7 protein-coding genes are annotated in these 12,042 nt (G+C 42.0%); all 7 read left to right on the top strand.

Annotated features, from left to right (window positions below; translation table 11 throughout):
• Positions 1-12 precede the first annotated feature (12 nt).
• The 7 genes from F1644_RS08575 (at position 13) to F1644_RS08545 (ending at position 11,844) form a co-directional block, all read left to right on the top strand.
• Positions 13-825, top strand: a complete 813-nt coding sequence (locus F1644_RS08575; RefSeq protein WP_118305382.1) for a DUF4843 domain-containing protein — start codon at positions 13-15, stop codon at positions 823-825.
• Positions 826-846: 21 nt separating this feature from the next.
• Positions 847-2,370, top strand: a complete 1,524-nt coding sequence (locus tag F1644_RS08570; protein WP_118305383.1) for a PKD-like family lipoprotein — start codon at positions 847-849, stop codon at positions 2,368-2,370.
• A gap of 624 nt (positions 2,371-2,994) precedes the next feature.
• Entirely contained in the window at positions 2,995-3,567 is a 573-nt protein-coding gene (locus F1644_RS08565) for an RNA polymerase sigma factor (protein ID WP_118305384.1), read from the top strand.
• A gap of 75 nt (positions 3,568-3,642) precedes the next feature.
• Positions 3,643-4,785 carry a FecR family protein gene (locus tag F1644_RS08560; RefSeq protein WP_118305385.1) on the top strand — a complete coding sequence of 381 codons (1,143 nt, stop codon included), beginning with the start codon at positions 3,643-3,645 and terminating at the stop codon, positions 4,783-4,785.
• A gap of 96 nt (positions 4,786-4,881) precedes the next feature.
• Positions 4,882-8,415: a SusC/RagA family TonB-linked outer membrane protein gene (locus tag F1644_RS08555; protein ID WP_118305386.1), complete on the top strand. Its 3,534-nt coding sequence runs from the start codon at positions 4,882-4,884 to the stop codon at positions 8,413-8,415.
• A gap of 11 nt (positions 8,416-8,426) precedes the next feature.
• The gene (locus F1644_RS08550; protein WP_118305387.1) at positions 8,427-9,866 is read left to right on the top strand and encodes a RagB/SusD family nutrient uptake outer membrane protein; all 1,440 of its coding nucleotides are present in this window, start codon (positions 8,427-8,429) and stop codon (positions 9,864-9,866) included.
• Positions 9,867-9,924: 58 nt separating this feature from the next.
• A complete protein-coding gene (locus F1644_RS08545) occupies positions 9,925-11,844 on the top strand; it encodes a protein-disulfide reductase DsbD N-terminal domain-containing protein (protein ID WP_229782476.1) in 1,920 nt (639 codons plus the stop codon).
• Positions 11,845-12,042 lie beyond the last annotated feature (198 nt).

Raw genomic sequence — 12,042 nt, 5'->3', positions numbered from 1 at the left:
ACGGATGAGATTATGAAACGAAGATATATAGTAATATTGATCATTGGTCTGGCAACGTGGTTGTGCGCTTGCGAGACAGAGATGATGGGATACGAGGGGGAGAGCGGTATTTATTTTATGATGCAGAAACCTCCGGCCTCCGGGTATGGTGACCCGGAACAGTATGAATACGTGGATACCACTTTGATCCCTTTCGCGATGTTCACGGCCAAGGATACCGTGTTACCGATCCGGGTGAGGATTACCGGGGACGTGGTTGATCACGACCGTTATTTCACGATTCGGGTGGTAGATACCCTCACGACGGCAAAGGCGGGGGAAGATTACGAGCCGTTTGAGAATAGCCAGGTGGTAAAAGCCGGGGAGAGACAGGCGGAAGTCCCTTGTCGGATCGTGTGGACGGAAAAATTAATGCAAAATCCTGACACGGTGATTTACTTGACCGTGCGGCTGGAGGAGAGCGCGGATTTTAAATTGCCGTTGAAAAGGTGGATTCCTTTCGGAAGCATATATGGTTCAACGGATAAAGTAATTAACCCGCTCGTTCACGTGATCGGGATAAATGATCAAGTGGTTGTGCCCAAGCAATGGACCGCGAATTATTGGGGTGCTTTTTCTCCCACGAAATTTAAACTGGTATGCGTGGTACTTGGTTTAACGATGCAGGATTTTGAAGATTACAAGACCATGAACCAGAACAGGTCGAAAGCATTGGCCCAGAATTTTGATCGCTATCTGAAAGAGGAAAAAGCGGCAGGGCGTACGGTGATGGATAAAGATGCTGCGGGTAACGAGTTCGAGATGACGATGGGGCCTCTGATATGATTTATTTTTAAATGAAATGTTATGAGAATGATGTATAAGATTTTTCTGATCGAATTACTGGGAATTTTCCTGTTTGAAAGTTGCTATGATGACAAGGGAAATTATTCCTATCGCGCGATTAACGAGATTACCGTGAAACATGACTTTTTTGGAGACACGATGTTACGTATGTATTCTTTCGTGGATACGTTGCGAGTCTTTCCTGAAATTTCAACGACAGTTAACCATGATCCCGATAATTACGAGTATGAATGGGTGGCCGTGGGTGGCGATCCGACTATTGGGGGACAATATACGCTGGGAAAAGAGAAGGATTTGGTTTATCCGATTACTTTGCCTTCCCAGAGCTATGTTGTTCATTTTAAAATTCAGGATAAGTCCACGGGATTAACCACGATTTCAAGTTTAAGTTTGCAATTGTCAACCTTGTTTTCGCGGGGATGGCTTGTGTTGGGGGAAGGAGATGACGGGCGAACCCAGCTTGATATGGTATCAACGGGAGGAGAGGACACGACTTTGTTGAAGAATATTTTACAAGAGGTTGATTTGCAGGAATGGGGTAAGCCGACTTGCATTTTTGTTCCTCCCTATCGTCCTGCCGCTGCATTGAATTATATTCATGTCGGAACGGATAAGGGTACTTACAGGCTTAGTACTTCAACCCTGTTGCCTATCGAGGGGGCCCATTTGAAATGGTCTTTTTATGATGTATCGGCTGCCGGAGAGTGCGTGATGACCGAGGCTGTACAGATTATGGGATATTATCGGGCTGCCCTTGTGGATGGTAATTTGTATTATACGGAGTTATCCGGACAACAGGCTTGTTTCTTTGGATCCCCAAGTAATCATTACAAGGGTGATTATGATCTCTTCCCGGTGGGGGATAAAATCGGGTATAGCGTGAAAGAACGGGGATATGCTACCGTGTTGTATAATAAGCGGGATGGGCGTTTCGTGTATCAACAAAGTGGTTATGGAACTCCTCTTGGCTACTGTGCGGATATGTCTGATCGGGTGGGGGATCCTTTCTCTTGGAAACCGGAATACGAGTATGTGACAACACTGAATTGTCATAAAGGTTCGGGTTCGACTTACACGATATTAAGGGATGGAGGTGATTTTTATCTGTATAGTTACCGGATTTCCTATAGTTTCGGTATAATAAAGCAGTTAATGGTAAAAATGGATAACGTGATCGACTTGGATAAGGCGGAGTTTTTCGGGGCAAGTAATATGTTGTCCGTGATTTACTATACCGTGGGGAATAAATTGTATGGTTACGATTTCGCGAGGAAGAAGTGTGAACTGTTGAAAACGTTTGATGGTTACGAGATTACCTTGTTTTTATCGGATATCTTGGTAGAGACTTCGAGTGATTATTTTTATATAGCTCTTTATGACCCGTCGAAACCGGCATCAACGGGCGGTGAGATCAGGAAATACGCAATCGTTGATGACGTGGATGATATTGTGATCAAGGAGGAGAAAGGCTCGAAGTGGGAGGGGCTGTGCAAGGTGAAGAGTATTGCGTATAAAACCAGATAATGGAACGTGTGGGTGTTTAGTAGGCGGATTCTGCTGAAACAGGTGTTGTGTCCCCTTCCTTTTTGGACGGGGACCTTTTTATTTGTGACAATGACTTGAAACGGCTACCGTTCTGCCCGGGTAATGTAACCGTATTTTCTAGGTAATAATCTCCCATACTGTTTGCAAACCTCTTGCCCGGGCCTTGTTTGTCTATTGCGAAAGGGCGATGAAAGGGCGATGAAAGGGTAGTGAAAGGAACGGAGGAGATTATTACCTTAGTTAAAGGGTGTGATAACTAGGGCTGATGTGTGTGAATGGATTTTGTGATTTTTGGGTATCAGGGAGAACCAAAAGAGAAGTAAGGGAAATGGGAAGGTAATAATCCCACTCTTTCGATGATTCCTCGAAACTTATTCAGAGCTGCTGCATGGCGTGTTGTGTGAGCCACGAGTAAGCTCTGAATAAGCTCTGGGGAAGGGGGATTATTTGGGTTAGATTACTTCTTTATTTGGGTTCGTTTATACACTTCATGGCTTATCAAATTGGGGAAGGGTATTTTTCGTGTTTTGAAAATTATTCACGTGCTATCCGATTGTATGATAAAAAATGTTATCTTGCGAATAATTTCATAGATTAAGGCTGATGCATCAAGATATTCCTTCTGATATTTCCCAATGGGATGATCAAGACCTACGAGCATTTATTAAAGAGAATGCCGCGGTGTTTCGTGCGTTTGCAAGTAAATATGTTCATGATCTGGACGTGGTGGATGATGTGTTGCAAGAGGCCTACATCAAGTTATGGACGAATAAGGCGAAAATAGGAGAGGTGAAATCTCCCCGGAATTATTTCTTTTCGATTGTAAAACACACGATTTTAGGTAATAAAAACTATTATATGCCGGAGAATATGGAGCGTGACGAGGCTAGCTACATGAATATCTCCGATGAAAATACTTTCCTGCAAAATATTATCGAGGTTGAGGCATCGAATATGATTGCCCAAGCGATTATGAAATTGTCCCCTCAAAGTCAACAGGTGATTTTGATGAGTATAGAGGGGAAAAGTATGAAGGAAATAGCTGAGGATCTTGATATAACAGTAAATACCGTGAAGACGGTAAAATACCGGGCAATTGAACGTTTGGCCGGGTTGCTGTCCAAGGAGGATTTTGTATGCTTGTTGGGGGCGTGTGGCATTTCTCTGATTTTTTGAAATTTTTTTGCTTCACGTGTCATACTTTTTTGATGAAAGGAGTGTCTACTTGTTAGAAACTCTTGAATTTGAAGTATGGATAAAACGAATCATATATCGCGTATCATTGCGGACAAAGTGCTGGGGCAGGAACTTTCGGGAGAAGATGCTCGGGAGTTTGAAGAGTGGTCGAAAGCTACTACTGAAAACGAAATTCTTTTCGAACGGGTTAAAAGTATGAGAACAAGTCGGGAGATTCTTGCGTTGGAACAGGAGGATTACGGGGAAAAGATGGTGGTCCGGGTTATGACGGAGAAGGGACGGCGGGAGAGGCGTACCGTAAGACGTCGTTTTCGTGCTTGGTTGGGAAGTGCCGCAGCGATTTTGTTACTTTTTGTCACGGGATGGGTATTGCTCCAGACGGGACACGATTTATTTCCGGAAAAGCGTGTGCTGTCGTGTAATATGATTGTTCCCGGGAAGGTGGAGGCCGTGCTCACGTTTGCTGATGGTCGGACGATGAATATTACGGATAAATTGAAAGAAGGGGAGTTGCAGGAGAGTTTGAGGAAAGAGGTCGTGGATCAGAATGAATCCGCTTATCACACGCTTTCCGTGCCACCCGGTGGGGAGTTTTATTATGCACTGGCAGATGGAACAAAGATCTGGTTAAATTCGGATTCGGAGCTTCGTTTCCCCGCATCTTTTACCGGGGATAAACGACAAGTGTTCTTGAAAGGAGAGGCTTTTTTTGACGTGGTGAAGAACAAGGAGCAACCTTTTGTCGTTTCGTTGTCCCGGGGGAATATAACCGTCTTTGGGACACGTTTTAACGTGACGGATTACGAGGAGTCCCGATTGTCGACCGTGCTTGTCGAAGGAAGTATCGGTTTCGAGACCCAAGGAGGACAATCGATAAAGTTGAAACCTTCCGAGAGGTTGGTTTACGATGAGGCGAACGGGACGTTTTCCGTGGAGCAAGTGGATCCTGCCCTTTACACGGCTTGGATTGATAAGATGTTCATTTTTAACGGGCAACCGTTGAGTGAGATCATGGACACTCTTTCCCGATGGTATGATTTTGATATTTCTTTCGAGACGGAAGATATTAAGAACATCCGGTTGTCTGGGCGCTTAAACCGTTACCAGGATATACGGGTTTTGTTGAACACATACGAGGAGGTCGCTAATATTAAATTCAAGATAGAAGGAAAGAGTATAACGATTTCGAGAAAATAATTATTTGAACTTTTGATATAAAAAATCCGATCCCTAGCTGCTACCCCGGAATCGGATCTTGTATCAAGTTCATCATTGAACCTAAAATTCAAAATTATGAAAAAAAAATTACATCACGTGTGGAAGTTTCCACAAAAATGGAGAAAAATGTTTGTTCGTGTCGTCTTTCTGTTTGTGATCCTTATCCCTTCGGGGGTTATGGCGCAAGGACTGACGATCCGTATAGAAAAAGGTTCGCTTGATAAGGCGTTCCAGCTGATTATGAAAAGTAGTAATATTCAATTGGTTTATAATACCAATGTGGCCTCTAAAATACCTTGTACAGCCACGGTGTTTGAAAATAAAGAGATCACGACAATATTGAATACTTTGCTGGAGGGAACAGAGCTGGCGTGGTACCGGGGAGAGAATGACATTTACATTATCACGGAAAGGAGGGAACAGCCATCGCAACAAATCGGGAAGGTTTCCGGGAGAGTGGTTGATAAGGGGGGGGAACCTTTGATCGGGGTTACTGTCGTGATAAAAGGTACAAGCACGGGGGCGGCTACCGATGTGGACGGTAATTTCACGATTAATGGATTACGGGATTCCAGCGTGGTGATTGTCGTGAGTTATATCGGGAAAGAATCGAAAGAGGTTACCGCTAAATTGAATGCTCACGTGCTGGTTACGTTGGAAGATGATGCCAGTGAGATCGAGGAAGTCGTGGTGACGGGCTACCAGAGTATTTCCAGAGAAAAGGTGACGGGATCGGCTTCTACGGTGACTTCGGATGATTTGTCCAGACGCCACACAACGAATATCATGGATAATCTGGAGGGAAGGGTGGCCGGATTGGTGAATTACGACGGTAAGATGACCATTCGGGGGACTAGTAGCTTGTACGCCGAAACATCGCCGTTGCTGGTGGTGGATGGCTTACCTATAGAGGGGAAGATCGAGGACCTTAATCCTTATGACATCGAGAGTGTTACTGTTTTGAAGGATGCGGCAGCTGCGGCCATTTATGGCGCTCGTGCCTCTAACGGAATTATTGTTATCACCACGAAAAAAGCGAAAAAAGTCGGTGTCACGGAGATCGATTTTTCCGGGAACCTGACTGTTTACGAGAAACGGAATCTGGATTACTCAGACAATTTTTACATGGAACCGGCACAACAAGTAGATAAGGAGAGCGAGTATTATGATTATTATTTTTTCCATAATGATTCGGGAGAGGATCCGATTGCAACTTTTGAGGGAAAGCTTTCTCAGTTTTCTCCTATTTCCCCGTTGAATTATGCTTATTATCAGTATGCTAAAGGCTTGATTACTGAAAAGGACTTGGAGGATATAAAGAAGTCGTTGAAAAAGAATAATTTTGCAAAAGAATTTTCCGATCAAATTCTTCGGATGCGTATTTTGCAGCAGTATAATTTGGCGATTCGTAATCGTTCGGAGAATTTCAATTCGAGTCTTGTATTTAATTTACGTCGGGATAATAACGGAATTATTAAGTCTTATGATAATCAAATAAATGTTTCTTACCGAGGCTCGTATGATATGAAAAAATGGTTGACTGTTAATTTTGGTATAAACGGGATTCTTGCTAAGGCAAAAAAGAGTAATAGTAAGTATGCGACAGACCCTTTTAATGTTCCTTCTTATTATCGGTTGCTGAAAGATGATGGTAGTTATAATTATTATTCTTGTGATTTCAATGATTATTACACGTTGGATGATGAAAACCCGGCTTTGCGTTCGATGAATTTTAATCATTTAGAGGAGCTAGATCACGATAAGACAACGACTGATCGTCGTAATATGCGCTATCAAGGGGAGCTGATTTTTAAGGTAATAGATGGTTTGTCTATAAATACACAGTTGATTTACGAAACAGAACGTTTGAATGAATCGAGTTATTCCGATGTGGATAGTTACACGATGCGTTTTTTGAGAAATATTTATACTTTGCAGAAGGGTACGGAAGGTAGCTATACTTATGAATATATGATTCCGGAGAGTGGGGGAAAACTAGCCACTGTAGATACCCGTGGGGATTACTGGACGGCTCGCACGCAATTAAATTTTCGGCGTACGGTAGCAGACAAACATGCTGTTGATTTATTGGCTGGTTTTGAATTTCGAGAAACAAGGAGTAAGGGAACGAAAGGGTTGTTGTTAGGTTATGATGATCAATTGCAGACCCAGTCAACCACAAATGTTAATTTTACAGACCTTAGTAACTATCAATACACGACATTTTTTGTTGCTGGCTATCCGGCACGTGAATGGGCCTATTTGGAATATATTGAACCTACTATTGATATGGTTCAGGAGGAATACCATCGTTACGCGTCAGGCTATGCCAATATCACGTATACTTATGACAACCGTTTCAACCTGTTCGCTTCATTTCGCAAGGATTACGCAGACTTGTTCGGTGCAAATGCTAAGTTCCGGGGTAGGCCATTATGGTCTGTCGGGGTCAGTTGGAATCTTTCAAACGAGACTTTCTTGCATTCGTTGACGTGGATGAACAGTTTGAAATTTAGGACAACTTACGGGGTGACAGGGAATATTTATCAAGGGGCAACGAGCTATATGACGGCCACCACGGGAGATGTGAATCATTATACCATGAAACCGGTTGCGGCTGTGGAGTCTCCGGCGAACCCGGAATTGAAATGGGAAAAAACGGCAACGTTTAACTTGGGAATTGATTTTTCTCTGTTTGATAATCGGTTACGCGGGACTTTGGATTGGTACAACAAAAAAGGGACTGATATATTTTCACCTAAATCATTGGATGTATCTAAAGGATTCACCTCTCTAAATATGAACCTTGCCGATATGAAAAATAACGGGGTTGAGTTGGCTTTGGCTTATTCCTGGTATCGTGAAAATAAACCCGGAGATTTTGGATGGAGGACGTCGATCACTATGGCTTATAATAAAAATAAAATCACTTCGATGGAACTTCAAGCCACGACTCCTTATGATTTGACCGAATCCGGTTTTAAAACCGGTTATCCGACAAGTGCTTTGTTTTCCTATAAGCATGCTGGACTGGATGAAAACGGACGCCCCCTATGGTACACTGTTGATGGACGTAAGGTAGGTAATATAGAGAATGAAAGTCCCGATGTACTTATTTTTAGCGGCCAGTCTGAACCGAAAGTGAATTTGGGAATGGAGAATACTTTTCGTTATAAAGGGTTTAGTTTGAATTTTATGATGGTGTATTATGGCGGTCATAAGATGCGAGTACGTCAGTATTACGAAGTGAATAAAATGCCATTTGGACCGATTGACGATTATTATATAGATAGTTGGACTCCTGAAAACACGGAAACTAATGTGCCGGGAATAGGGCAGTACGGGACCAATGTCATACGAGACCTGGTGAATGAATGTAGTGATATTTTCGTGCAACCTGCTGATTTTATCAAGGTGCGAAACATTGTTTTTGGATATAGTTTGCCGCACGAGTTTATTAAACGATTAGGGATAAATCACTTGGCATTGTCGTTCCAGATAGATAATCCTCGAACTTTATGGCAAAAAAATGATATGAAAGTAGATCCGGAAACAAAGTCTATTCGGCGACAAACTTCTTATATTATTGGTCTTAATTTTAACTTCTAATACGTGAACTTATGGAAAAGAAGATATGCGTCATATTGTTGGGACTCGTTTTATTCCTGATAGGGTGTTCTGATTTTACAGAGATTGATCCCAAGGGTAAAAATATATTGAATCGGGTGGAGGAGTTGGATTTATTGCTTAATTATAATTATTCGTTGTATGCCCCGGAGGCTTCGTATTTTGTTAATGATTGTTATGTACAATTGACGAACATTCCAGCGTTGTTAAACGAGACGATAAAAACGAACAAATATGCTTATTTTACTTGGGATGAATCCGTAGACAGGGTTGCATTGACGGAATCGGATCGGAAATATACTTCACTTTACGAGATGATCGGGAAAGTAGCTAATCCGGTATTGTTGAATGTCGATGAGGCATCCGGGGATCGTGGCGTTGCAGATCGGTTGAAAGCGGAAGCGTTGGTATTAAGGGCTTGGTGTCATTATTTGTTGGTGAATTTTTATGCTAAGGCTTATGATCCGGCAACAGCGGTTCATGATGAAGGAATTGTATATAGTAAGGAAAGTGATCCGATAGCGACACCCAACAAAAAATTAAGTGTGGCAGCCGTTTACGAGCTGATTTTGAAAGATCTTGATGCAGCGTTTGAGTTGGAAAGTTTGTCTGCATTACCGGAGAAGATGCGCATCGGGTTACCGTTTGCTTATGCGGTAAAAGCCAAGGTGTTGATGTCTATGCGTGATTACGATGGGGCTTATGCTGCTGCTGGAGAGTCATTAAAGCTGAAGAGTACTATCGATGATTATAATCAATTGCTAGCCCCGGAGACAATGAGCGGGAGTGGTATGATTGAGCTTACCCGTCCATTGTTAACTCTGGAGGAAGAGCTTTTCGAAACCCCCTCTCGTTTGATTTACGAGGCATGGACCCCAGAATTATGGGAGGCGTTTGAAGAGAACAGTGTTTTTAAAAATTATATTATGACTGACGTGAGGTTGCGAGGCTATCCAGTGATGGGTAATACTTTTTATGGATTGAATATCGCTTGTTCGTATAGTCTCAATGTATATTACAGTAGTATGGGTTTATCGACAGTGGATATGTATCTTGTTCGGGCAGAATGTGAAATTCGCAAGGGGAAGATTGATGAGGCAATGGATATGTTGAATCTTATTCGAGAAAAAAGAATTCTAACCGGAAAGTATGTTGCGAAAGAAGCTGTTTCGGAGGCGGATGCTTTTGTGTTATTGAAAAATATTTCTCGGACAGAAAATTTTGCCACAGTGAAGACTTACATTAATTTGAAACGTTGGAACACGGAAGAGGCCTATAAAGAGACCTTACATCGAAAAGTCGAATATACAAAAGATGGACAGGATGTTGTGAAAGAGTATTCTCTATCTCCCGATTCGCCTCTATGGGTGTTCCCGTTCCCGCAAAATGCGACGAATTTTAATCCGAATCTGACTCAGAATTACGGTTTATAGGTATACATAGAATTTGTACTTCTTTTGGGTAATTGAAAATGTGTTTAAATTGAAGGAAATGAAAAATATTATTTTAATAGGATTGTTGTTTGTTTTTAGTAGCGGTTTGCAAGCGGCTATCAAGAAAAGTAATTTAAGAATACTTTACGTGGGAGGTACTCCGGAGATTAATACGATGTTGGATAAGGTGGATTCTCTGACTTACGCACGGAGTGCTAGTCAGCGTATGGCATCATTCGAGAAGATGTTGAAACAGTATTTTAAGTATGTGACCGTGATCCATGCAAAAGATTATAATTATTTACTATCTAATGATTATGACGTGACAATCATGGATGGAGTGCCGCGGCCGCTTGAACCGAAGGTGGAAGAGAAAGATGCTTCGGGAAGAATCGTGAAACGTAAGAGAGCTGCTTATTTGCCACAGGATTTCAGTCGTCCAATGTTATTGATCGCAGAATTAAGTAGCGAAATGGGGTCCCGTATCGGTTTGAAAACAGATTGGTATTGCCTCTGTTTGGATGCAGATGCTCATCATATGCGAATGGAACATCCCATTTTTCACGGACCGTTTCCGGTAAAGATGACAATTGTACAGAAACCTACACCGGAACTCGGCAAGTTCGAGCCTTATTTTAAAGGGGGACCTACTCCAGATTCAATTCCGATGTGGAGGGTGAGGAAAGATAGTTATGGGAATGTCAATAATGGGATACAAATACGCATTGGTTTAGTATCGCGTCCCGGTGGATTTGAAGATTCTCCGGAAGCGGAATTTATTTCGGGAGGTGTTTCGGCTAAAACGTTGGATGCCGTGGCTATCGGACGGCATGGAAATTTTTTCCATTGGGGATTTGCAGCTTCTCCAGCGGATATGACGGAAGAGGCTAAATCTGTATTCGCTAATGCGATTGTTTATATTTCGCAATTTGATGGTCAAAAACCGATAGCCCGGAAATATGACGAGCAAATCATTACTCGCGATGTAGTTAAAAAATTTGCTTATAGGGCTACTCGTGAAGCCTATGAAAAATCCTTGGCTCGGGACGAAAGGTATGATCAGATGAAGAAAAAAGCGCAACAGGCTATTCGGGAGAAACAAGCGAAGGGAGGAACGTTGAATGACGCGGAGTTACTTTTTCTGAATTATCAAACCCCGAAACAAAAAACTCGTGAAGAATTTTTGCAGGAAAATTTTCCGGAATTATACTTCCTGTTCGGGACAGATGAAAAAGGATATATTGATTATTTCCGAAATAATGCTGCTTATTTCCTTCCGAAACCGGGCCAATATGATTTTATCATTGATGAAGATGCTCGAAGTTTGGGAATTGCAAATAATGATATCCATTTATTGGATAAGGCAATTGAATTGATGGAACGGGGAATTGATCCTGCGAAAGGATTACGTTTGTTAAAACGTTATACGCTTTGTCGTTTTGAGACTCCGGAGGAATGGCGTGCTTGGTTTGAGGCCAATAAATCCCGTTTGTTTTTCACGGAATCTGGTGGGTGGTATTTTTTGGTGAATACCCGGGAGAAAGATGTGCTTGGAAATGATTATAGTGTGTTGAATGATTCGCCCTTGTCAGTATCTTCTCTCTCTGCGGAAACAGATGATAACAATCCGGTACTTTGGGTGGCCTCGGTGGAAAATCTGCCTAATGGGAATCGGCAAATAGTTATCCGGGTGAAGATTCATCCCGGTTATCATATTTACGCTAGGGTGGCTGAAAGTGATCCCTTTATTTCGACGACGGTTGACTTTCGTCTTCCGGAAGGAGTTGAAAAAGTGGGTGGATTAAAACAACCTTCCAGTAAGGTATATAATAGTGCCGGAACTGAGGTGTATGAGAAAGAAGGCATTTTCTGTCAAGAGATTCAAGGTGCGGGAGAAATAATTTGTATTGTTGATTACCAGTGTTGTAATGATCAAATTTGTATGCCACCGGCAAAAATTGAATTAAGAGTTAAATAATGAATAATATGTTTTCTCTTCTATTGCGGAAGCGAATAACTACATGATGAAAGTAAATGTTATCCCTTTCCCTAGCTTGAAAAAGACAAGGGGAGAGGGATTAATTATGATTGTGTGTAGGGTGTAATGACCTATGTTTTTATTTACTAGTATTTTAGTGAAAAATTCAAAAAAAATACTTGTTCCATTTTACTTTCA

It is taken from the genome of Butyricimonas paravirosa, from assembly GCF_032878955.1.
GTDB lineage: Bacteria > Bacteroidota > Bacteroidia > Bacteroidales > Marinifilaceae > Butyricimonas > Butyricimonas paravirosa.
The sequence above is the reverse complement of the archived record's forward strand: the minus strand, read 5'-3'. Positions and strand labels throughout refer to the sequence as shown.

Bases quoted from the DNA above. Each gene is read 5' to 3' on its own strand.
- F1644_RS08575 (WP_118305382.1), top strand. From the start codon at position 13: ATGAAACGAAGATATATAGTAATATTGATCATTGGTCTGGCAACGTGG.
- F1644_RS08570 (WP_118305383.1), top strand. From the start codon at position 847: ATGAGAATGATGTATAAGATTTTTCTGATCGAATTACTGGGAATTTTC.
- F1644_RS08565 (WP_118305384.1), top strand. From the start codon at position 2,995: ATGCATCAAGATATTCCTTCTGATATTTCCCAATGGGATGATCAAGAC.
- F1644_RS08560 (WP_118305385.1), top strand. From the start codon at position 3,643: ATGGATAAAACGAATCATATATCGCGTATCATTGCGGACAAAGTGCTG.
- F1644_RS08555 (WP_118305386.1), top strand. From the start codon at position 4,882: ATGAAAAAAAAATTACATCACGTGTGGAAGTTTCCACAAAAATGGAGA.
- F1644_RS08550 (WP_118305387.1), top strand. From the start codon at position 8,427: ATGGAAAAGAAGATATGCGTCATATTGTTGGGACTCGTTTTATTCCTG.
- F1644_RS08545 (WP_229782476.1), top strand. From the start codon at position 9,925: ATGAAAAATATTATTTTAATAGGATTGTTGTTTGTTTTTAGTAGCGGT.